Here is a 21,690-nt window from a genome sequence, read left to right as displayed (position 1 = left end):
GGCCCGCACGGGCGGCGCGGCGGGCGGGCCCGGCGCGGTGACGTCCGGGCCTCGCTGCTGGCGCTGCTCAAGGAGCGGCCGATGCACGGCTACGAGATGATCGCCGAGATCACCGAGCGGACCGGAGGGGCCTGGCGGCCCAGCCCGGGGTCGATCTACCCCAACCTCCAGCTGCTGGAGGAGGAGGGCCTGATCACCGCGCAGGAGCTCGGCGGCAAGCGGCTGGTCTCGCTCACCGACGCGGGCCGGGCCGAGGCCGACGCCGGGCCGGCCGAACCGTGGGCGGAGGCCGGCCGGGAGGTCGACTGGGAGGCCGTCCAGGAGGTCGGCCAGGCACTCGCCGCCGTCGACCAGGCGATCCGGCAGGTCATGGCCACCGGCACCGGGGCGCAGCGCGCCAAGGGCCTGACCGTACTGACCGAGGCCCGCAAGAAGCTGTACCTCATCCTCGCCGAGGACGACTGACCGGCCCGGGGGGAGAGGCCGGGGAAGTACCCGCGGGGGGCGCCACCGGGCAGCCCGCCGGGGAACGGGACGGGCGGTGCCCCTGCCCGGGCGGTCCGGGGGAGGGCCGTACGGGCCTCGCGGGGCTCATGGGCCTCACGGCGCTCACGGCCCTCACGGCCGGACCGTGAACAGCGCCACGGACACCAGCAGCAGCACCGCCCAGCCGAACCAGAGCCAGGCGTTCGGCCCGATGGCCACGCTGTAGAGGCACACCGCCAGGAGCAGCACCCCGGTGACGCCGGCGACCTGCCGGTTGTGGTGCTCCACCGCCCGGGAGCGGCTCCTCGGGTGCCGTACCGTCCTCGCCATGCCGACCTCCCCAGGAGGCGAACGAAGGGCAACGCAGGGCAACAGGGGCAACGGGGGCGACGCAGGGCGACGGCGAACGCGCGGCCCGTCAGCCGGAGGCGCGGACGGTGGCCGCCTCGTCGTACTCGTAGCGCCAGAACCAGCTCAGGCCCCGAACCTGCTTGCTCCGGACGTACACCAGTGTGCGCGCGGCGGCCTCGCCGTGCGCGGGGACCGGAACCTTGTACTTCTTGGGCACGCCGAGCATCGGCCCCAGGGGGATGGGCAGGATCGTCCCGTCCAGGGGGCCGCCGACGAATTCGGTGTCCGCGCTCTTCATCCCCCCAGGGTCTCACCTCCGCGCCGGACCGGGACCAGGGCCGGGGCCGTGCCCGGGGCGCCGGACGGGGTGCCGGACGGGGTGCCGACGGGGGAGCGCCGGGACGACCGGGGGCTCCCGGACGGGAGAGCGGGCGGGACGTCGCGTGCGGACGGCGTGCCGGGAGTGTGCCCGGGGTGCGCCCGTGGGCGTCACCGCGAGTGTGACCGGAGAGGCACCGCCCCCGGTCATCCGGAGGCCCTCCGCACCCTTATCCTTCCTGTTACGCCCTCGGGGTCCACCCGGGTCAGCGGGCCCGTACGGGCCGGGCGAGGCGCGAATCCGCGCGCCCTCCGGCCGATTTGGCGCGGACAGCGTGCTGCCGCGACTGCGTACCGTGACCCGGGCGTCGGCCGCCCGGTGACCCCGGTCCACGGCCGGCAGGGCGCGGACGTCAGGGCCGAGCACCCCGGGAAGCAGACGGGGGCGCCGTGCGTTGCGTCGAGTGGTACGTCGAACGCTGTGTCGCACCAGGCACGGCAGTTGCGCGGAAGGGGCCCGATGGAAGCCGGCAGCAGGTGGACGACCTGGTGGCAGAAGCGTGAACGTCAGCGGGCGGGGGGCGCCGACGACCCGGCCGCCGGACTCGATCAGCTGCTCGGCGCCGTGCGCGCCGGATTCCCGCTCGCGCCCGCCGCCCACCCGGCCGGCTACCGGTGCTCCTGCGATCGGGTGGCCTGCCCGGCCCCCGCCCAGCACCCGGTCTCCTTCGCCTGGCAGACCCAGGCCACCACCGACCCCGAGCAGCTCTCCCGCTGGCTCGCCCGCGACCCGCAGGCCAACTTCATCACCGCCACCGGCCGGGTGCACGACGTGCTGGACGTCCCGGCGGAGGCCGGACGGCTGGCGCTGGAGCGGCTGACCGCACTGGGCGTCGAGGGGCCGGTCGCCGCCGTCGGCGAGGACCGCTACCTGTTCTTCACCGCCACCCGCGGCACCCCCCAGGACGAGGACGAGTGGTGGCCGAGCGCGCTCGACTCCACCCCGGACACCATGTCCGAGCACCCCGGCCTGCGCTGGCACTGCCGCGGCTCGTACACCCTGCTGCCGCCGGCCGCGCTGCCGGACGGCGCCCACGTGAGGTGGCTGCGCGGGCCCGAGCAGCCACTGCCGGACCCGCTGCGGGTACTGGACGTGCTCACCGACGCCTGCACCGAGGTGGGCGCCGTCGCCGAGGAGCAGTGGCTGATCGGCTAGGGCGCCCACCGGGCCGGGGCGCCCACCGGGCGCTGCGGGTCACGCCGGGCGGCGCGGCTCACACGGCCGGGCCCCGGTCACGGCAGGGTGAGGATCTCCGCGCCGTCCGCCGTGACCACCAGGGTGTGCTCGAACTGGGCGGTGCGCTTGCGGTCCTTGGTGACGACCGTCCAGCCGTCCTCCCAGATCTCGTAGTCGTAGGTGCCCAGGGTCAGCATCGGCTCGATGGTGAAGGTCATGCCCGGCTTGATCACCTCGGTGGCCCGCTCGCTGTCGTAGTGCGGGATGATCAGGCCGGAGTGGAACGACGTGTTGATGCCGTGTCCGGTGAAGTCCCGCACCACGCCGTACCCGAAGCGCTTGGCGTAGGACTCGATGACCCGCCCGATGACGTTGATCTGACGACCCGGCTTGACCGCCTTGATCGCCCGGGCGAGGGATTCCCGGGTGCGCTCGACCAGCAGCCGGGACTCCTCGTCCACGTCACCGACCAGGTAGGTGGCGTTGAGGTCGCCGTGCACCCCGTGGATGTACGCGGTGGCGTCGATGTTGACGATGTCGCCGTCCTGGAGCACGGTCGAGTCCGGGATGCCGTGGCAGATCACCTCGTTGATCGAGGTGCAGACGGACTTGGGGAAGCCCCGGTAGCCGAGGTCGGACGGGTAGGCGCCGTGGTCGCACATGTAGGCGTGGGCGACAGCGTCCAGCGCGTCGGTGGTGACGCCGGGGGCGATCAGCTTGGCCGCCTCCTCCATCGCCCGGGCGGCGATCCCGCTCGCGATCCGCATCTTCTCGATCGTCTCGGCGGTCTGCACCTCGGGCCCGGTGTACGGCGTCGGCGCGGACTTGCCGACGTACTCGGGGCGCGCGATGTGCGCCGGGACCTTGCGGGTGGGGGACTGGATGCCGGGTACGAGAGCCATGCCGCGAGTCTAGTCGCCGGTCCCCGGGGCCCCGGGGGGTGTGCGGCCCGGGCCGGGGCGGGGAATGATCGGTACCGACCCATCCTTCTGGCCTTCTGAACGGGAGAGCGCCATGCCCCTCGGATTCAACCGCAAGCCGACCGGCAAACCCGGCGAGTGGTTCTACTGCATCAAGCACAACAAGGTCGAAGAGGGCCCGGAGTGCCCGGCGAAGGACCGCCTGGGCCCGTACGCCACCCCCGAGGAGGCCGCCCAGGCGCTGCGCATCGCCGACGAGCGCAACCGCGAGTGGCAGAACGACCCGCGCTGGAGCGACAAGCCGAAGGACGACGCCGAGTAGACCCCCGGCGGGCTCGTCACGCCGTCGGGGCGGCCTCCCGTTCGGCGCGTTCGTGCTCGGCGCGGACGGCGGCGGCGTGGGGGTCGGTGCGGTCGTCGTAGCCGAGCAGCTTCGGGAGGGCGGCGGCGACCGCGAGCACGGCGACCACGCAGGCGACGCCGCCGGCCCAGACGGCGGCGCGCACGCCGACCAGCCCGGCCATGGTGCCGGCCCGGACCTGGCCGAGCTGCGGGCCGACGGAGTAGCTGAGCAGTTCGACGCCGGCCATCCGCCCGCGCAGCTCATCGGGGATGGACTGGTTCCACATGGTCGAGCGGGCGAGCCCGCTGATCTCGTCGGCGCCGCCGGCCAGCGCCAGGCCGAGCAGCACCAGCCCGATGTGCTCGGACAGTCCGGCGAGCGCCATCGCCGCGCCCCAGCCGACGGCGGCGGCCACCAGCAGCCGCCCGTGCCGGTGGACGCGGGAGGTCCAGCCGCTGGTGGCGCCGACCAGCAGGGCGCCGAGGGCGGAGGCCGCGTACATCGGGCCGAGCGCCCAGTCCGCCCCCAACTCCGAGGCCAGGAAGGGGAAGACGGCCACCGGGTAGGCGAACAGCATGGCGCAGAGGTCGATCGCGTAGGTGCCGAGCAGGTCCTTGCGGCTCCAGGCGTAGCGGACGCCGGTCAGCACCGCCCGGACGGACGGCCGTTCGGCGCCGGTGGGCGGCGGCACCGCCTTGATCCGGACGAGCAGCAGCAGCGAGACCGCGAAGCTGAGGATGTCCAGCGCGTACGCGGTCTGCACCCCGGCGAAGGCCACCACGACCCCGGCCAGCGCCGGACCGGCCACCGAAGCGGCGTTGTGGTACAGCGACCTGAGGGCGAACGCGGCGGTCAGGTGCTGGTGCGGGACGAGCCGGGGCAGGAGCGAGTCCAGCGCCGGGCGCTGGATGCCGTCGGCGGCCGCGACCAGTGCGGCGACCAGGTAGATCGGCCAGAGCAGCGGGTGCGGCAGCAGGGCGTTGACCAGCAGCAGCCCGGCCAGCAGGCCGAGCGCGACCTCCGCCCGCAGCACCAGCTTCCGGCGGTCCAGGGCGTCGGCGAGGGCGCCACCCCAGAGACCGAAGACGATCAGGGGGACGAGTTCGACGGCGCCGATCAGGCCGACCGCGAAGGAGGAGCCGGTGAGCTCCTTGATCTGCATCGGTACGGCGACGAGGGTCAGGAAGCCGCCGAAGCTGGTGACGCAGCCGGAGGTCCACAGGTAGCGGAAGTCGCGGGAGGCGCGCCAGGGTGCCAGGTCGGGTGTCAGCGATCGCAGCAGCCTCCGGGCGCGCCCGGGCACGGCGGGATGCGGGGGTTCGTCGACGTTCACGAACCGTCATCCTCGGACGGCGGTCACCGCTTCCGCAAAGGGTTTTCGGCCCGTTGGCGGTCGGGACGCGCGCACCGGTGGCTCGGGTGCCCGGTTCACCAACGGCTGATCGCGGGCGTCGAGGTCAGCCGTTCGGCGAGGCGGGCGAGCCGGTCCCGGACGGAGCGGCGGTGGGTCCGCTGCCCGGCGGCGACGCTGACCAGGTGCTGGGCGAGGTCGAAGGGCCCCTCGGCGGCGGTGCCGACGGCCAGCCGCTCGTGCGCGAGCTCGCCGAGGCCACCGGGGCCGCCGGGGCCGTCGGCCGCCCCGGGCCCGGCCGGGGCGCCGCCGTCCAGCGCGAGCACGGTCGCGCCGCGCCGTCGGGCGTCCTGCACCCGCTCCAGCAGCGGGGCGCCGGCCGCCTCCGGGACCACCACCAGCACGGTGTCGCCGCGCCCGGCCCCGGTGAGCCGTCGCAGGTCGTGCAGCAGGTGGGCGGGGGCGCCGGCCGGCGGGCTGTGCCGCAGCAGGGTGGGCGCCAGCCGGGGGACGTCCGACCACGCGGCCTCGTCGTCCAGGTGGGCGGCCAGGTGCCAGGGCTCGTACGCCTCGGTGCCGACCAGCAGCAGCCCGCTCGCCCCGCGCCGTTCCACCGAGCGGCGCAGCGCCCCGGCGAAGCCGCCGACCGCCTCCAGCCAGCCCGTTCCCGTCAGCCGTTCCCGGAGTGCCGAAACTCTCACCGCGTCCATGCGGGCCAGGATGTCCCGCCGGGCCGGGGATTTGGCAGGATCGGCCCATGACTTCCCTCGATTCAGCGACAAACCCGGCCCACGAGGTGCCGGACGTCTCGCAGCTGGTGGTCGGTGTCCTCGGCGGCACGGGCGACCAGGGGCGGGGACTGGCCCTGCGGCTGGCCAAGGCCGGCCAGCAGGTGCTCATCGGCTCCCGTGACGCCGCCCGTGCCGAGGCCTCGGCGGCGGAGCTGGGCCTCGGCGTCCGCGGCGCCGACAACGCCACCGTCGCCCGGGAGAGCGACGTGGTGATCATCGCGGTCCCGTGGGACGGCCACGCCGCCACCCTGACCGCGTTGCGCGAGGAGCTCACGGGCAAGATCGTCGTCGACTGCGTCAACCCGCTGGGCTTCGACAAGCAGGGCGCGTACGCGCTGAAGCCGGAGGAGGGCAGCGCCGCCGAGCAGGCCGCCGCCCTGCTGCCGGACTCCCGGGTCACCGCCGCGTTCCACCACCTCTCGGCGGTGCTGCTCCAGGACGAGTCGGTGGAGAGCGTCGACACCGACGTCATGGTGCTCGGCGACGACCGGGACGCCACCGACGTCGTGCGGGGCCTGGCCGGCCGCATCCCCGGGATGCGCGGCATCTACGCGGGCCGGCTGCGCAACGCCCACCAGGTGGAGTCGCTGGTCGCCAATCTGATCTCGGTCAACCGCCGCTACAAGGCCCACGCGGGCCTGCGGATCACCGACGTCTGACCGGCAGGGGCCGTGTCGACCTCACCCCTGGACCGGCTCCGGAGGTGAGGTCGGCGACAATGGGTGGCGGCCGTGACCCGGCCGCCCGCACCCGTTCTAGGAGCCTCCCGCCATGCCTCGCACGTCCCTCTTCGCCCTGGCCGCCGTCGTCCTCGCGCTCGTGGCCCTGGTGGTCTCGCTGGTCCAGGGCTTCTGGCTGGGCCTGATCTGGCTGCCGCTGGCCGGCGTGGCCAGCAACGTGCTGTGGATGGACCGCCGCCGGGCCCGGATCGCCGCGGCGGCCGCCGGGCAGGGCTGAGGCCCTGCCCCGCCCTGCCCGCGGTCCCCGGTGGGGCTAGTTCTTCCAGAAGCTGAACAGGTACCGGCCGAGCGTGGCGTAGTCCTGGTCCACGCCGAACAGGGTCATCAGGCCGTGGACGATCCCGAAGAAGAACTGGTTCACCTGGGGCTGCCACAGCAGCGCGAACACCGCGAGCATCCCGTACGGTGCGAACGGCTCGACCGCGCGCCTGGTCCGGTAGGACAGCCAGGGCTCGACGATCCCGTAGCCGTCCAGTCCGGGCACCGGCAGCAGGTTCAGCACGGCGGCGCTCAGCTGGAGGAAGCCGAGGAAGCCCAGCGCGCCGGAGAACGGCGAGATGGTCAGCTCGTAGCCGTTCCAGAACGCGTGCACGGTCGGGTCGTCCAGCCAGCCCGCGCCGATCGGGATCAGCAGCGCCGCCGCGATGAGCAGGTTGACCAGCGGGCCGGCCGCCGAGATCAGGCTGTGCTTGAGCCGGCCCTGGACGCGGTGCCGCTCGATCCAGACCGAGCCGCCGGGCAGGCCGATGCCGCCGAGGATCACGAAGACGATCGGCAGCACGAAGCTGAGCAGCACGTTGGCGTACTTCAGCGGGTTGAGCGTGAGGTAGCCCTTGGCCCCGACGGTGATGTCGCCGCCGTGCAGCGCGGTGCGCGCGTGGGCGTACTCGTGCAGGCAGAGGGAGACCATCCAGCCCGCGACCACGAACAGGAACACCCCGAACGAGGCGTTGCCGTAACCCTGGTACACCGCCCAGCCGGAGGTGCCGAGGACGGCGAGGAGCGCCCAGAACACCGGGCTGATCCGGCGGTCCTCGCTGCGGGAGCGCGGCGTGGCGGCGAAGGTCATGGTCTGGGTGCTCCGTGGGGAGGGGAAGGCGGGCGGGCGCGGGCGGGTCGATCATGCCGGGCGGGCCGGTGACCGGACAAGCCGTCCCGGGTGAACGTCCGGGCGCGCGGTGGCGTTCCACCCTACGTGCCGGGGCCGGGAGGGGCCCAGCACAATTGTGCGGCCCTTCCCCCGGGCATCGACCAGAATGGTGCGGTGCACTACGGCATCCTCGGGACGACGACGGCCCACCACGACGACGGCACGCCGGTAGCGATCGGCGGCGCCCGGCTGCGGGCCCTGCTCACCGCCCTGGCCCTGCGGCAGGGCCGGCCGGTGCCGGCCGACCTGCTGGTGGACGAGGTGTGGGAGGCCGAGCCGCCGCAGGACTCCTCCGCCGCGCTCCAGACCCTGGTCGGCCGGCTGCGCCGCACCATCGGCCGGGACGAGGTCGGCTCCGGTCCGGCCGGGTACTGGCTGACCGGCCCGGCCACCGACCTCGCCGACTTCCAGCGGCTGACCGGTGAGGGCCGCCGCGCCCTGGACGCCGGGGACCACGCGCTCGCGGCCGAGCGGCTGCGCGCCGGCCTGGCCCTGTGGCGCGGCCCCGCGCTCGCCGACCTGCCGGACCGCACCGGACCGGCCGTCCGGCTGGAGGCCCAGTACGAGGAGGCCCGGCGCCACCGGATCACCGCGGACCTCGGCCTCGGCCGGGCCGCCGAGCTGATCGCCGAACTGGCCGAGCTGTGCGAACGGCAGCCGCTGGACGAGCCGTTGCAGCTGCTGATGATCCGGGCGCTGCACGAGGGCGGGCGGACGGCCGAGGCGCTGCGCCACTACGAGCGGACCAGGCGCGCCCTGGCCGACGAGCTCGGCGTCGACCCGGGGCGCGGACTCCGTTCCCTGTACGCCGAATTGCTCGCTCCGACGGACCTGACAAGCCCGACGAACCCGACGAACCCGGCGGACCCGGCGGACCTGACGGGCCCGGCGGACCCGAAGGCCCCGGCGACCCAGGAGGGACGGAACCCGGATCCCGCCCCCGACCCCGCCGCCACCCCGGCCCCCGCGGCGCCCCAACTTCCGCGCCCCGGCGGCAACCTGCGCGGCCGGCTGACCAGCTTCGTCGGCCGCGAGGACGATCTCGCCGCGCTGCGCGCGATGCTGACGGACCGTCGACTGGTGACCCTGACCGGCCCCGGCGGCTCCGGCAAGACCAGCCTCTCGACCGAGGCCGGCCGCGCCGAGCAGTCCGCCGGGGGCTGGCCGGACGGCGTCTGGGTGGCCGAACTCGCCCCGCTGGAGAGCCCGGACGCGGTGCCCGCCGCCGTGGTCTCGGCGCTCGGCCTGCGCGAGATCGTGCTGCACAGCACCAGCATGGTCGCCGAGGTGATCGAGAAGCGGGCCGAGGACCCGGTGCGCCGGCTGGTCGAGCACTGCGGCCACCGCCGGATGCTGCTCGTCCTGGACAACTGCGAGCACCTGATCCAGGCGGCCGCCGACCTCGCCGACGTACTGCTCGCCGAGTGCCCCGGGCTGACGGTGCTCGCCACCAGCCGCGAGCCGCTGGGCGTGCCGGGGGAGACGGTGCTGCCGGTGGAGCCGCTGCCCGACCCGGTCGCGCTGCGGCTGTTCGTCGAGCGCGCGGCCGCCGCCCGTCCCGGCTTCGATCCGCAGGGCGACCCGGAGGCCTGTGCCGAGATCTGCCGTCGGCTGGACGGGCTGCCGCTGGCCATCGAACTGGCCGCCGCCCGGCTGCGGGTGATGACGGCGCGCCAGATAGCCGACCGGCTGGACGGCCGGTTCGCGCTGCTCACCGCGGGCAGCCGCACCCTGCTGCCGCGCCAGCAGACGCTGCGCGCGGTGGTCGACTGGAGCTGGGACCTGCTGGGCAAGCGGGAGCGGGCGGTGCTGCGCCGGCTCGCGGTGTTCGCGGGCGGCTGGCAGCTGGAGGACGCCGAGGCGGTCTGCGCCGACGGCGTCGAGGTGGCCACCGGCGAGGTCGCCGACCTGCTGCTGTCGCTGGTCGACAAGTCCCTGCTGGTGGCCGACCTGGACGGGGCCAGCCTGCCGCGCTACCGGATGCTGGAGACCATCCACGAGTACGCGACCGAGCGCCTGGCCGCGTCCGCCGCGGAGCGCGCCGCCACCGAGGCCCGTCACCTGGCGCACTTCCGCACCATGATCTCGGTCGCGGACACGCAGATCCACGGCCCCCGGCAGCTGCACTGGCTGGCGGTGCTGGAGCGCGAGCAGGACAACATCCGCGCGGCGCTGCGCCGGGCGATCGACCTGCGGGACGAGGATCAGGCGCTGTTGCTCGCCCTCGGCATGAGCTGGTACTGGTCGCTGCGCGGCTACAGCATGGAGGCGCGTACCTGGTACACCGCGGTCGGCGCGCTCGGCCCGGACCCGTTCGCCCCGGACGCCCCGCGGGCGGTGCCGCTGGAGCACAGCGTGTTCGCGTACGAGCTGCCGCTGTCCGCGCCGGTGGTCGAGGAGGCCCGCCGGCTGCTCGCGATGGTCCGGCTGATCGGGCTGTTCGAGGGCAACCTGGACGTCCTCGGCGACCGGGAGGCGGTCGAGGTCGCCCAGCGGCTGATGGACGCCTACACCCCGGACCTGCCGCAGTCCTACCGCTTCCCGGCGCTGATGCGGGTGTTCGGCGCGTTCCTGGCCGGCCGCCTGGAGGTGATGAAGGACCTGCTGGACGACGCCGTGCTCGGCTGCGAGCGGTACGGCGGGCCGAGCGACCTGGCGTTCATCCTGCAGGTGCGGGCCAGGATGCTGAACGACTGGCCGAGCGGCGCGGAGCAGAGCATCGTGGACGGCAAGCGCTCGCTGGAGCTGTACGAGCGGGCGGGCAACCTCTGGGGGATCTCCCAGGCGCTGTCGGCGCACGGCGAGTCGCTGGCCAACCGGGGCGAGTCCGCGGCCGCCGCGGAGGCGTACGAGCGGGCGATCGGGCTGGTCGAGGAGCTGGGGGCGCCGCTGGAGGTGCCGATCCTGCGGGTGAATCTGGGCACCGCCCTGCTGGAGCACGACGTGGACCGCGGCGAGCGGGTCGTCCGGGAGGCGCTGGCCTCGATCGAGACCCCGGGACTCAACCAGTCCACCACCGGGGCCCTGATGTTCGGCCACCTGACGCTCTGCGGACTGCACGCCCAGCGCGGCGAGTTCGAGCTGGCGCTGGCCGAGCTGGACGAGCTGGACACGGTCCGGGTCGGCGGTTTCGCGCCGAGCCTGGTGACCGGGATGCTGCTGAGCGCCCGGGGCTGGATCACGGCCCGGGCCGGCGATCCGGAGGCGGGGTTCGCGCTGCTGTGCGACGGCTGGCGGCAGCTGCGGGCGGTGACGGCGGCGAGCGGCTTCGCCGAGCACATGACGGTCATGGTGGTGCCCGCGGTGACGGCGGTGCTGTGCAGCTTCGCCGGGCGCGACGGGGACCTGGAGCGGGCCCGGGCGGCGGCCGTGCTGATGGGCGCGCACGGCGGGCTGAACGGCCCCAAGGGCGGCTACCTGGAGCGGTCCGAGCGGGCGCGCACGGAGGCCGTCCTGCGGGAGGTGATGGGCGACGCCGAGTACGAGGAGGCCCGGGACGGCGGGGTCGGGACGTCCCAGGAGCAGGCCTTCGAGCTGCTGGAGGGGCTGATCGGCTAGCCCCGGACTCGGCGGGCTCCCCGGGCTCCCCGGGCTCCCCGGGCTCCCCGGGCTCCGCGGACTCCGCGGACTCCCCGAGCCCGTGCGGCCGGCGCCCGTCCCCCGGTCACCGGCCGCACGGGCCCGTTCTGCGGCCGGCGCCTGTCCCGGGCGGCCGGCCGTTCTCGTCCGCCGGCCCTTCCCGGCGGGAGTCGAGGGGGAGCCGACGGCGGTCGTGGGGTCAGGTCCGCTTGCGGAACCGGGCGACCGCCAGCGGGGCGAAGATCGCGGTGACGGCGGCCGACCAGACCAGCACGATCATCACCGGGTGGGCCACCGGGCCCTCGCCGTTGAGCAGGGAGCGGGAGGCGTCGGCCAGCGCCGACAGCGGGTTGACCTCGGTGAAGGACTTCAGCCAGCCCGGCATGGTGTCGGGCCTGGCGAAGATCGAGCTGCCGAACTGCATCGGCATCAGGACCAGCATGGCCACGCCCTGGACGGCCTGGGCGCTGCGCAGGGCCATGCCCAGCAGCATCGAGATCCAGACGATCGACATGCCGAACACCAGGGCCAGGCCGATGGTGGCCAGCACCTCCAGCGGTCCGGTCCGCACCTCGAAGCCGATGCACATCGCGAAGCCGATCAGGATCGCGAAGGAGAGCAGTCCGCGCAGGGTCTCGGCGACGATCTTGGACAGCAGGACCGAGGCCCGGCCGATCGGCAGGGTGCGGAAGCGGTCCATCACGCCGGTCTGGAAGTCGCTGTTGAGGCCGGTGCCGACGGCCATCGCGAGGGTGAGGCCGGTCTGTCCGAGCAAACCGGGGATCAGGTACTGCTTGTAGTCGTCCTGGTTGCCGGCCATCGCGCCGCCGAAGACGTAGACGAACAGCACGGTGAAGATGATCGGCATCAGCACGGCGTCGAACATCGACTCCGGGTCGGCCTTGATCCGCATCAGGTTGCGCCGGGTCAGCGCGCCGACGTGGCGCAGGGTGCCGGCCAGGCCGATCCGGGAGTCCTCCGCCGGCGGCCGGGTGTCCCGGGCCCGGGAGGGGGTGAGCGTGGCGGTGGTCATGCGACGGGCTCCTTGGCGAGGCTGGGGGCGGGCACCGCGGCGGAGGCGGGCTTGCCGGTGATGGCGAGGAAGACCTCGTCCAGGCTGGGCACCTTGGTGTCGATGCCGGCGACGGCGAAGCCGCGGGTGCCGAGCACCCCGATCACCGCGGTCAGCTGCTCCTCGCCGGTGATCGGCACCGCGAGCAGGCCGGTGTCGGCGGAGAAGGTGGCGTTGAGGATGCCGCTCCGGTGCAGGCAGCGGGCCATCTCGGGCAGCTCGGCCGGGTCGGCCGGGCGGACCTGGAGGGTCTGGCCGCCGACCTTGGCCTTGAGCTCGGAGACGGCGCCGTTGGCGATCACCCGGCCGCGGTCGATGACGGTCAGCTCGTTCGCGAGCTGCTCCGCCTCCTCCATGTACTGGGTGGTCAGCAGCACGGTGCTGCCCTCGGCGACCATGCGCTGCACCTCGTCCCAGACCTCGTTGCGGGTGCGCGGGTCGAGGCCGGTGGTGGGCTCGTCCAGGTAGAGCACCCGGGGGCGGCCCATCATGCTGGCGGCCAGGTCGAGGCGGCGGCGCATGCCGCCGGAGTAGGTCTTGGCGGTCCGCTTGGCGGCCTCGGTGAGCGAGAAGCGCTCCAGCAGTTCGGCGGCCCGGGCCCTGGCCTCCTTGCGGGGGAGGTCGAGCAGCCGGCCGATGAGGTAGAGGTTCTCGTACCCGGAGAGCAGCTCGTCCACGGATGCGTACTGGCCGGTGAGGCCGATCGTGCGGCGCAGCTGCTTGGGCTGGCGCAGCACGTCGTAGCCGCCGACGAACGCGGTGCCGGCGTCCGGCTTGATCAGGGTGGAGAGGACGCGCACCAGGGTGGTCTTGCCCGCGCCGTTGGGGCCGAGCAGGGCGAGGACGGTGCCTTCCTCGACGGTGAGGTCGACCCCGTCGAGGGCCTTGGTCTCGCCGTAGTGCTTGACGATGCCGTGCACCTCCACGGCGTTCCGAGAGGTGGTTCCCCGGTCGTTCGGGGCTGTCGCGATTCGTGTCATGCCCTCAGGGTGTCCGCCCGCGCTGTCAGCTCCCTGTCGGCCGGCGCCGTGTGCTGTCAGGCCGCTGTCACCGGCCGCCGGAGGCGTTCCCCGGCCTCCGGACGCGGCCCCGGGCACGGCAGCGGCCCCGCTCCGAACCGGAACGGGGCCGCGGGCCGCGAGGAGCGGGTGTCAGCGGAAGCTGTGCTCCGCCGCCGGGAAGGCGCCGGAGCGCACGTCCTCGGCGTACGCCCGGGCGGCGTCGCCGAGGACGGTCCGCAGGTCGGCGTACTGCTTGACGAACTTGGGCACCCGGCCGGCCGTCATGCCGGCCATGTCGGTCCAGACCAGCACCTGGGCGTCGGTGTCCGGTCCGCCGCCGATGCCGACGGTCGGGATCGCCAGCTGCTCGGTGGCCTGGGCGGCCAGCTCGGCCGGGACGGCCTCCAGCACCACGGCGAAGGCGCCCGCCTGCTGGACGGCCTTGGCGTCGCGCAGCAGCTGGTGCGCCGCCTCGTCGCCGCGGCCCTGGACGGGGTAGCCGCCGAGGGCGTGCACGGACTGCGGGGTGAGGCCGATGTGGGCCATCACCGGGACGCCGGCCTCGACCAGCAGCTCGATCGAACGGGCGCTGCGCTCCCCGCCCTCCAGCTTGACCGCGCCGACCCCGGCCTCCTTCATCAGCCGGGCCGCGTTGTGCATGGCCTGCGCGGGGGACTCCTGGTACGAGCCGAACGGCAGGTCGGCGACGATCATGGCCCGTTCGGTGCCGCGGACGACGGCGGCGGAGAGCATCACCATCTGATCCATGGTCACCGGGACGGTGGTCTCGTAGCCGAGGTGGCAGTTGCCCGCCGAGTCGCCGACCAGCAGCACCGGGATGCCGGCCTCGTCGAACACGCCCGCGGTGAGGGCGTCGTAGGCGGTGAGCATCGACCACTTCTCGCCGCGCCGCTTGGCGGCGGCGAGGTCGCGGACGGTGACACGGCGGTTGGTGACCCCGCCGTAGAGGGTGGCGGTCGACGCCTGGTTCTGGGCAGGCGAAGGCGTAGAAGCGTTCATCGAACGGACTCCTGAAGGGTTGTCGTCTCGTGGCGCCGTACGGCGTCCCCGGATCACCTCCATGCTTGCACGCCCCGGCGCCCGCGCAAAGAGGGGTGCGGGCGTCCCGGTGCGATCCGGGACACACCGGGCACGCGGGTCATCCCCGCCGGGTGCGCCGGCGGACGCCGAATTTGCCTGCTCTTTACGAAACGGATTCGTCTCGTATCGTATCGCCCGTTACTCTGGTGCGGGGGGTTACGAGACGTATGCGGCTCGGAATGCCCGCCAGTGCCACACCACCACGGACGGGAAACACCCATGACCACCGCAGCCGCGCCACCCCGCGTGCCGGAAGCCATCCACCGTCGGCGCTGGGCGATCCTCGGCACCCTGCTGCTCGCCCTGCTCGTCGTCGTGCTCGACAACTCGATCCTCAACGTCGCGATGAAGACCATCGCGACGCCCGCGCCGGTCGGTCTCGGGGCCACCCAGAGCGACCTGGAATGGTCGATCAACTCCTACACCCTGGTCTTCGCCGGGCTGCTGTTCACCTCCGGCCTGCTCGGCGACCGGTTCGGCCGCAAGCGCGCGCTGCTGGCCGGCATGGTGGTCTTCGGCATCGCCTCGCTGCTGTCCGCGCTGGCCGCCTCGCCCGGTGAACTCATCGGCTACCGCGCCCTGATGGGTGTCGGCGGCGCGCTCGCGATGCCCGCCACGCTGGCGATCATCATGAACGTCTTCGAGCGCTCCGAGCAGCCCAAGGCGATCGGGATCTGGGCCGGCGCGGTCGGCCTGGCCATCGCCATCGGCCCGATCACCGGCGGCCTGCTGATCGAGCACTTCTGGTGGGGCTCGGTCTTCCTGATCAACGTCCCGATCGTGGTCGTCGCGGTGATCGCGATGGTGATCCTGGTCCCCGAGTCCAAGGACCCCAGCCCGGGCCGGATGGACCCGATCGGCGTGCTGCTGTCGATCGTCGGCCTGGTCTCGCTGATCTACGGCATCATCAAGGGCGGCGAGCTGGCCGACTTCACCGCGGTCGAGGCCTGGGCGCCGACCCTGGTCGGCGTGGTCGCGCTGGTCGCCTTCGTCTGGTTCGAGCGCCGCACCGCGTTCCCCGCGCTGGACGTCACCTGGTTCCGCAACAAGGTGTTCAGCGCGTCCGTGGTGGTCGTCGGCGTGATCTTCTTCGCGCTGATGGGCGTCTCGTTCTTCGGCGTCTTCTACATCCAGAGCGTGCGCGGCTACAGCGCCCTCCAGGCCGGTGTGCTGATGCTGCCGCTGGCCGCCGCCCAGCTGGTGTTCGCCCCGCGGGCCCGGCTGGTGGTCGACCGCTTCGGCGTCGCCGCCACCGCGACCTGCGGCATGCTGCTGGTCGCGGTCGGCTTCGTCGGCTACGTCGTGCTGACCGCCACCACCCCGATCTGGGTGCTGGTCGTGCTCGGCCTGGTGATGGGTGCCGGTATGGCGCACGTCATGCCGCCGGTCACCGTCGCGATCATGGCCTCGCTGCCCCGGGAGAAGGCCGGCGCCGGCTCGGCCGTCAACAACACCTTCCGCCAGGTCGGCGGCTCGCTCGGGGTCGCCGTGCTCGGCGCGGTGCTCTCCACCGTCTACCGCGACGGGATGGCCGACACCCTGACCCACCTGCCCGAGGGCCTGCGCGACAAGGCCGGCGAGTCGCTGGAGGCCACCCTGGCCATCGCCGACCGCATCCCCGGCGGCCAGGCGCTGATCGCCCCGGCGAACGACGCCTTCGTCCACGCCATGCACGTGGTGGCCTCGCTCTCGGCGGGCGTCTCGGTGATCGGGGCCGTCGTCGCCTGGTTCCTGTTGCCGCGCCGCTCGGCCGCCCCCGCCGGTCCGGCCGGCCCGGCCCCCGAACAGCGCGGCCAGGAGCGCGAGGCCGCGGCCGCGGAGGCCTGACCAGCGGCCGGGCCCACCGTGGCTGAGCGACAATGGCCCTGTCGCCCGGGTGCGCCCAGGGCGGCAGGGCCTCGGTCCGGGGCGGGCCCCCGCCGCGGACCCACCGAGGGACACCCCGCGGCGCCAGCGCCGCCGGGGAGAGCGAGGGAGAGACAGCGGGGATGAAGACGGACACGCCGACCGCCGACACCGGGCAGCACTGCGCGGAGGTGCGCCGTGGCCGGCCCCGGAGCGAGGCCGCCGAGCAGGCCATCTTCACGGCCGTCGAGGACCTGATGGCCGGCGGTACCGCGCTGTCCGAGCTCACCATCGAGGGCATCGCCGCCGCCGGCGGCGTCGGCAAGGCCACCATCTACCGGCGCTGGTCCAACAAGGAGGCCCTGCTGGTCGACGTGGTCAGCAGGCTGGAGGAGCCGCTGCCGGAGCCCACCGGCGCCGGCGCCCGGGCCGACCTGATCGCCCTGGTCGACCACGTCCGCCGGCGCGGCCTGGCCAAGCGCACCCGCTGGGTGCTCAAGGCGGCCCTCGGCCAGATGCAGACCCTGCCCGAGCTGTACTCCGCGTACCGGGAGCGGGTGATCAAGCCGCGCCGGGAGGTCGGGCTCCGCCTGATCGGCCAGGCCGTCGCCGAGGGCGTGATCCGCGACGACCTCGACCTGGAACTGCTCAACGACCTCCTGATGGGGCCGATCCTCTACCGCAGCATCCTGTGGGACGACTCCGACCTGGAGGACCCGGACCTGGCCCGCAAGCTGGTCGACTCCGTGCTCGAAGGCCTCGCACCCCGCTGACCGCCCGGCCCGACCCGGCCCGACCCGGCCCCGAACGTGGCCTCGCTCACCAAACCGGGCCACGCCGGAACCCGCTCAGCGGGACCGACGTCTGTCCCGGCATAGGCTGAGCCGGACATTCGATCAAACCGGCACCGGACCGGTGAACGCCCGCCCGACGACGGGCCGGACACCGGAGCGGCGACGGCACGAGCGACGGGAGCCACTACATGGCGCAGGCGGACAGGACCGAGCGGATCGCGGCCCCCGGGGGCGACGCCGACGGCCCGGCCCCCGCGGTGCGTCGCGGCGGCTTCCTCGGCCTGCGCCACTGGGGCCGGGACGCCCGCGGCAGCGGCACCTGGCGGCGCGGCCTGGTGGTCGCCGTGCTGGCCGTGCTCACCGCCGCACTGCTCGCCTTCCACGCCGAGGTGCCCAACAGCGTCGGCAACCTCGGCAGCCTGCTGGAGACCTTCCTGCCCTGGCTGGGCCTGGCCGTCCCGGTGCTGCTGGTACCCGCGCTGCTGCGCCGCTCCGCCACCGCGCTGCTCGCCCTGCTGCTGCCCGTCGTGCTCTGGGTCAACCTGTTCGGCGGGCTGCTGTCCGACAAGAGCGGCGGCAAGGGCGACTGGACGGTGGTCAGCCACAACGTCGCCGCCGCCAACACCGACGTGCCGGGCACCGTCCGCACCCTGGTGGACTCCGGCGCCCAGATCGTCGCCCTGCAGGAGCTGGCCGGCCGGCAGCTGCGCTCGTACGAGACCGGGCTCGCCGGCGCCTACCCGTACCACACCGTGGAGGGCACGGTCGGGCTCTGGTCGAAGTACCCGATCGAGGACGTCTCCCCGGTGGACCTCAAGATGGGCTGGACCAGGGCCTTCCGGGCCGAGGTCACCACCCCGCAGGGCCCGGTCGCCGTGTACGTGGCGCACCTGCCCTCGGTGCGGCTGAAGGCCGAGGGCGGCTTCACCGTCAACCAGCGGGACCTCAGCGCGCAGGCGCTCGGCAACGCGATCCAGGCCGAGCCGCTGAAGAAGGTCCTGCTGCTCGGCGACCTCAACGGCACCATGAACGACCGCAGCCTGGCGCCGGTCACCTCGCAGATGCGCTCGGCCCAGGGCGCCGCCGGCGACGGCTTCGGCTTCAGCTGGCCGGCGGCCTTCCCGATGGCGCGGATCGACCAGATCATGAGCAAGGGCGGGCTCACGCCGGTGGACTCCCGCACCCTGTCCCGGGACGGCAGCGACCACCTCGCGGTGGCCGCCACCTACCGGTACTCGGCGTAGCGGTCAGCCGCGCCGCCAGCGGTTGGTGATCGGCAGGCGGCGGTCCCGGCCGAAGTTCTTGGCCGAGACCTTCGGGCCCGGCGGGTACTGGCGCCGCTTGTACTCGGCGGTGTCGACCAGCCGGACCACCCGGTCCACCACGGCCGGGTCGAAGCCGTCCGCCACGATCGAGTCCCGGCCCTCGTCGCCTTCGATGTAGCGGGCCAGCACGCCGTCCAGCAGGTCGTAGTGGGGCAGCGAGTCGGTGTCCACCTGGTCCGGCCGCAGCTCGGCGGACGGCGGCTTGGTGATGGTGTGCTCCGGGATCGGCGGCACCTCGCCGCGCCGCACGGCCTCCTCGTTGCGCCAGCGGGCCAGCCGGAACACCAGTGACTTGTAGACGTCCTTGATGGGTCCGTAGGCGCCCACCGAGTCGCCGTACAGCGTCGAGTAGCCGACCGCCAGCTCGCTCTTGTTGCCGGGCGCGAGCACGATGTGCCCCTCCTGGTTGGAGATCGCCATCAGCAGGGTGCCGCGCAGCCGGGACTGGAGGTTCTCCTCGGCGAGGCCGGTCAGCTCGGTCGCCGCCAGGTAGGCGTCGAACATCGGGGCGATGGAGACGGTCCGCAGGGGCAGTCCGGTGCGGCGGGCCAGCTCGGCCGCGTCGTCCCGGGAGTGCTGGGAGGAGTAGCGGCTGGGCATCGAGACGCCGTGCACGTTCCGCGCGCCCACCGCGTCCACCGCGATCGCGGCCACCACCGCCGAGTCGATGCCGCCGGAGAGGCCGATCAGCACGGACGAGAAGCCGTTCTTGGTCACGTACGCCCGGGTGCCGGAGACCAGCGCGGCCCAGATCTCGGCCTCGTCGGACCGCCGCGGCGCCACCTCGGCGGTGAGCCGCTCGGCGGGGGCGGCCTGCGGTTCGCCGCCCAGCTCGGTGCGGACCAGGTGCAGCCCGTCGCTCAGCAGCAGTCCGTCGGTGTCGTCCCCCGCGGCGGCCGGCAGGTCGAGGTCCAGCACCAGCAGGTGCTCCTCGAACTGCGGGGAGCGGGCCAGGACTTCGCCGCCCGCGCCGACCACGATCGAGTCGCCGTCGAAGACCAGCTCGTCCTGGCCGCCGACCATGTTGACGTACGCCAGGGTGCAGCCCGCCTCGGCCGCCCGGCGGCGCACCAGCTCCAGCCGCTGGTCGTCCTTGTTCCGCTCGTACGGGGAGCCGTTGATCACCAGCAGCAGCCCGGCGCCGGCCTCGCGGGCGGCGGTGACCCGGCCGCCGTCCTGCCAGATGTCCTCGCAGACGGCCAGCGCGACGTCCACCCCGTGCAGCCGCAGCACCGGCAGCTGGTCGCCGGGGACGAACCAGCGGAACTCGTCGAACACGCCGTAGTTGGGCAGGTGGTGCTTGGCGAACCGGGTCACCACCTCGCCCCGGTGCAGCACCGCGGCGCAGTTCTGCGGGGAGCCGGCCGGACGGTTGAAGCGCGGCGAGGCGTGCTCGGAGCGCCCGAGGTAGCCGACCAGCACCGGGATCTCGCCCAGCCCCTCCGCGGCCAGGCGGCCGGCCAGCTCGACCAGCGCGGCGCGGGAGGCCTCGATGAAGGAGTGGCGCAGGGCGAGGTCCTCCACCGGGTACCCGGTGAGGGCCATCTCGGGGAAGGCGACCAGCTGCGCACCGGCCTCCGCGGCCCGCTTGGCCCAGCGCACCACCTCGTCGCCGTTGCGGGCGAGGTCACCGACCCAGGGGTCGATCTGGCTCAGGGCGAGACGGAGATTGGGCATGCCCCGAGTGTAATCGTCCAACTGACGCGATGTCCTGGGCGGGAGCCTGCGGCGGGGTCGGCGCTGCCGGGCCGGGCGGGGATCGGCCATGATGGGGGCAACCGCTTTACGAGGTCTTTCCACGGCCTCCGGGGCGTAACACGAGCGTAAAGAGCAGAGGTGAGACTGTCCCCATGGGCAAGCAGCAGCAGTTCGTGCTTCGGACGCTCGAAGAGCGTGACATCCGGTTCGTCCGGCTGTGGTTCACCGACGTGCTCGGGTTCCTGAAGTCGGTCGCGGTGGCGCCGGCCGAGCTGGAGCAGGCCTTCGAGGAGGGCATCGGGTTCGACGGCTCGGCGATCGAGGGCTTCGCCCGGGTGTACGAGTCCGACATGATCGCCAAGCCGGACCCGACCACCTTCCAGATCCTGCCGTGGCGCTCGGAGACCCCGGGCACCGCCCGGATGTTCTGCGACATCCTGATGCCGGACGGATCGCCGTCCTACGCCGACCCCCGGTTCGTGCTCAAGCGCACCCTGGAGAAGGCCTCCGAGCAGGGCTTCACCTTCTACACCCACCCGGAGATCGAGTTCTTCCTGCTGAAGAACCTGCCCGGCGACGGCACCCCGCCGATCCCCGCCGACCACTCCGGCTACTTCGACCACACCCCGCGGGGTGTGGGCCACGACTTCCGCCGACAGGCGATCACGATGCTGGAGTCGATGGGCATCTCGGTCGAGTTCTCGCACCACGAGGGCGCCCCCGGCCAGCAGGAGATCGACCTGCGCTACGCCGACGCGCTGTCCACCGCCGACAACATCATGACCTTCCGGCTGGTCATGAAGGAGGTCGCGCTGGAGCAGGGCGTGCACGCGAGCTTCATGCCCAAGCCGTTCTCCGAGCACCCCGGCAGCGGCATGCACACCCACGTCTCGCTGTTCGAGGGCGACCGCAACGCGTTCCACGAGTCCGGCGCCGAGTACCAGCTGTCCAAGGTCGGCCGGTCCTTCATCGCGGGCCTGCTGAAGCACGCCGCCGAGACCGCCGCCGTCACCAACCAGTGGGTGAACTCCTACAAGCGGATCTGGGGCGGCTCCCAGCGCACCGCCGGGGCCGGCGGCGAGGCGCCGTCCTACATCTGCTGGGGCCACAACAACCGCTCGGCGCTGATCCGGGTGCCGATGTACAAGCCGGGCAAGCAGGGCTCCACCCGGATCGAGGTCCGCTCCCTGGACACCGGCTGCAACCCGTACCTCGCCTACGCCGTCACCCTCGCGGCCGGCCTGAAGGGCATCGAGGAGGGCTACGAGCTCCCGCCCGGCGCCGACGACGACGTGTGGGCGCTGTCCGACTCCGAGCGCCGCGCCCTCGGCATCCAGCCGATGCCGCAGAACCTCGGCGAGGCCATCGACCTGATGCAGCGCAGCGAACTCGTCGCCGAGACCCTCGGCGAGCACGTCTTCGACTTCTTCCTCAGGAACAAGCGCCAGGAGTGGGAGGAGTACCGCTCCGAGGTGACGCCGTTCGAGCTGCGGAAGAACCTCCAGGTGCTGTGAGCGGGTGACGGCCGCTCAAACCCCCGTCGGCCCGCTGTCGCCCAGGAGGGCGGCAGCGGGCCCTGCTATGGAGT

Annotated in this window: 20 protein-coding genes; 10 read left to right on the top strand and 10 right to left on the bottom strand. The window is 73.5% G+C overall.

Annotated elements, in window-relative coordinates:
* A partial coding sequence (locus tag ACWGJO_RS18305; protein ID WP_452184954.1) for a PadR family transcriptional regulator occupies positions 1-465 on the top strand: 465 nt, incomplete at its 5' end.
* 153 nt (positions 466-618) lie between these two features.
* On the opposite strand, the gene ACWGJO_RS18300 is transcribed toward ACWGJO_RS18305, so the two are convergent.
* Together ACWGJO_RS18300 and ACWGJO_RS18295 are read right to left on the bottom strand one after the other, a co-directional pair.
* Positions 619-816, bottom strand: a complete 198-nt coding sequence (locus tag ACWGJO_RS18300) for a hypothetical protein (RefSeq protein ID WP_452184952.1) — start codon at positions 814-816, stop codon at positions 619-621.
* An 88-nt stretch (positions 817-904) separates the two neighbouring features.
* Entirely contained in the window at positions 905-1,135 is a 231-nt protein-coding gene (locus tag ACWGJO_RS18295; RefSeq protein ID WP_359896915.1) for a hypothetical protein, read from the bottom strand.
* A 540-nt stretch (positions 1,136-1,675) separates the two neighbouring features.
* Here ACWGJO_RS18295 and ACWGJO_RS18290 point away from each other — a divergent pair.
* Entirely contained in the window at positions 1,676-2,371 is a 696-nt protein-coding gene (locus tag ACWGJO_RS18290) for a bifunctional DNA primase/polymerase (protein WP_452184950.1), read from the top strand.
* Positions 2,372-2,448: 77 nt separating this feature from the next.
* Here ACWGJO_RS18290 and map read toward each other — a convergent pair whose 3' ends face one another.
* Positions 2,449-3,294, bottom strand: a complete 846-nt coding sequence (map, locus tag ACWGJO_RS18285; protein WP_359896918.1) for a type I methionyl aminopeptidase — start codon at positions 3,292-3,294, stop codon at positions 2,449-2,451.
* 112 nt (positions 3,295-3,406) lie between these two features.
* On the opposite strand from map, the gene ACWGJO_RS18280 reads away from it, so the two are divergent.
* A complete protein-coding gene (locus ACWGJO_RS18280; protein WP_359896920.1) occupies positions 3,407-3,634 on the top strand; it encodes a hypothetical protein in 228 nt (75 codons plus the stop codon).
* 16 nt (positions 3,635-3,650) lie between these two features.
* Here ACWGJO_RS18280 and ACWGJO_RS18275 read toward each other — a convergent pair whose 3' ends face one another.
* Positions 3,651-4,988, bottom strand: coding sequence for an MFS transporter (locus ACWGJO_RS18275; protein ID WP_452184948.1), 1,338 nt, complete (start codon positions 4,986-4,988; stop codon positions 3,651-3,653).
* Positions 4,989-5,083: 95 nt separating this feature from the next.
* Positions 5,084-5,716 (bottom strand): hypothetical protein, encoded by a 633-nt coding sequence (locus tag ACWGJO_RS18270; protein ID WP_452184946.1) that lies wholly within the window; start codon positions 5,714-5,716, stop codon positions 5,084-5,086.
* Positions 5,717-5,763: 47 nt separating this feature from the next.
* On the opposite strand from ACWGJO_RS18270, the gene npdG reads away from it, so the two are divergent.
* Both npdG and ACWGJO_RS18260 read left to right on the top strand, forming a co-directional pair.
* Positions 5,764-6,456 carry an NADPH-dependent F420 reductase gene (gene npdG / locus ACWGJO_RS18265; RefSeq protein WP_452184944.1) on the top strand — a complete coding sequence of 231 codons (693 nt, stop codon included), beginning with the start codon at positions 5,764-5,766 and terminating at the stop codon, positions 6,454-6,456.
* Between the two features lie 112 nt (positions 6,457-6,568).
* The gene (locus tag ACWGJO_RS18260) at positions 6,569-6,754 is read left to right on the top strand and encodes a hypothetical protein (protein WP_452184942.1); all 186 of its coding nucleotides are present in this window, start codon (positions 6,569-6,571) and stop codon (positions 6,752-6,754) included.
* Positions 6,755-6,790: 36 nt separating this feature from the next.
* Here the strand turns inward: ACWGJO_RS18260 and ACWGJO_RS18255 are convergent, their stop codons facing one another.
* A complete protein-coding gene (locus tag ACWGJO_RS18255; RefSeq protein ID WP_452184940.1) occupies positions 6,791-7,606 on the bottom strand; it encodes a site-2 protease family protein in 816 nt (271 codons plus the stop codon).
* 195 nt (positions 7,607-7,801) lie between these two features.
* On the opposite strand from ACWGJO_RS18255, the gene ACWGJO_RS18250 reads away from it, so the two are divergent.
* Entirely contained in the window at positions 7,802-11,245 is a 3,444-nt protein-coding gene (locus ACWGJO_RS18250) for an AfsR/SARP family transcriptional regulator (RefSeq protein WP_452184938.1), read from the top strand.
* A gap of 220 nt (positions 11,246-11,465) precedes the next feature.
* On the opposite strand, the gene ACWGJO_RS18245 is transcribed toward ACWGJO_RS18250, so the two are convergent.
* The 3 genes from ACWGJO_RS18245 to panB all read right to left on the bottom strand — a co-directional run bounded on the left by ACWGJO_RS18245 (position 11,466) and on the right by panB (position 14,359).
* The gene (locus tag ACWGJO_RS18245; RefSeq protein ID WP_452184936.1) at positions 11,466-12,299 is read right to left on the bottom strand and encodes an ABC transporter permease; all 834 of its coding nucleotides are present in this window, start codon (positions 12,297-12,299) and stop codon (positions 11,466-11,468) included.
* A complete protein-coding gene (locus tag ACWGJO_RS18240) occupies positions 12,296-13,318 on the bottom strand; it encodes an ATP-binding cassette domain-containing protein (protein ID WP_452184934.1) in 1,023 nt (340 codons plus the stop codon). Before ACWGJO_RS18240 ends, ACWGJO_RS18245 begins: the two co-directional genes overlap by 4 nt.
* 171 nt (positions 13,319-13,489) lie before the next feature.
* Positions 13,490-14,359 (bottom strand): 3-methyl-2-oxobutanoate hydroxymethyltransferase, encoded by an 870-nt coding sequence (panB, locus tag ACWGJO_RS18235; RefSeq protein ID WP_452184932.1) that lies wholly within the window; start codon positions 14,357-14,359, stop codon positions 13,490-13,492.
* Positions 14,360-14,659: 300 nt separating this feature from the next.
* Here panB and ACWGJO_RS18230 point away from each other — a divergent pair, with 300 nt between their 5' ends.
* From ACWGJO_RS18230 to ACWGJO_RS18220, 3 genes are all read left to right on the top strand, one after another.
* The gene (locus ACWGJO_RS18230; protein ID WP_452184930.1) at positions 14,660-16,267 is read left to right on the top strand and encodes an MFS transporter; all 1,608 of its coding nucleotides are present in this window, start codon (positions 14,660-14,662) and stop codon (positions 16,265-16,267) included.
* Positions 16,268-16,428: 161 nt separating this feature from the next.
* Positions 16,429-17,058, top strand: a complete 630-nt coding sequence (locus ACWGJO_RS18225) for a TetR/AcrR family transcriptional regulator (RefSeq protein WP_387689356.1) — start codon at positions 16,429-16,431, stop codon at positions 17,056-17,058.
* Between the two features lie 209 nt (positions 17,059-17,267).
* Entirely contained in the window at positions 17,268-18,323 is a 1,056-nt protein-coding gene (locus ACWGJO_RS18220; protein ID WP_452184928.1) for an endonuclease/exonuclease/phosphatase family protein, read from the top strand.
* A gap of 3 nt (positions 18,324-18,326) precedes the next feature.
* On the opposite strand, the gene ACWGJO_RS18215 is transcribed toward ACWGJO_RS18220, so the two are convergent.
* Positions 18,327-20,081, bottom strand: coding sequence for an NAD+ synthase (locus tag ACWGJO_RS18215; RefSeq protein WP_452184926.1), 1,755 nt, complete (start codon positions 20,079-20,081; stop codon positions 18,327-18,329).
* Between the two features lie 173 nt (positions 20,082-20,254).
* Between ACWGJO_RS18215 and glnA the strand changes: the two genes are divergently transcribed.
* The gene (gene glnA, locus ACWGJO_RS18210; protein ID WP_359896944.1) at positions 20,255-21,616 is read left to right on the top strand and encodes a type I glutamate--ammonia ligase; all 1,362 of its coding nucleotides are present in this window, start codon (positions 20,255-20,257) and stop codon (positions 21,614-21,616) included.
* Positions 21,617-21,690 lie beyond the last annotated feature (74 nt).

It is taken from the genome of Kitasatospora sp. NPDC054795 (genome assembly GCF_053611565.1).
The sequence above is the reverse complement of the archived record's forward strand: the minus strand, read 5'-3'. Positions and strand labels throughout refer to the sequence as shown.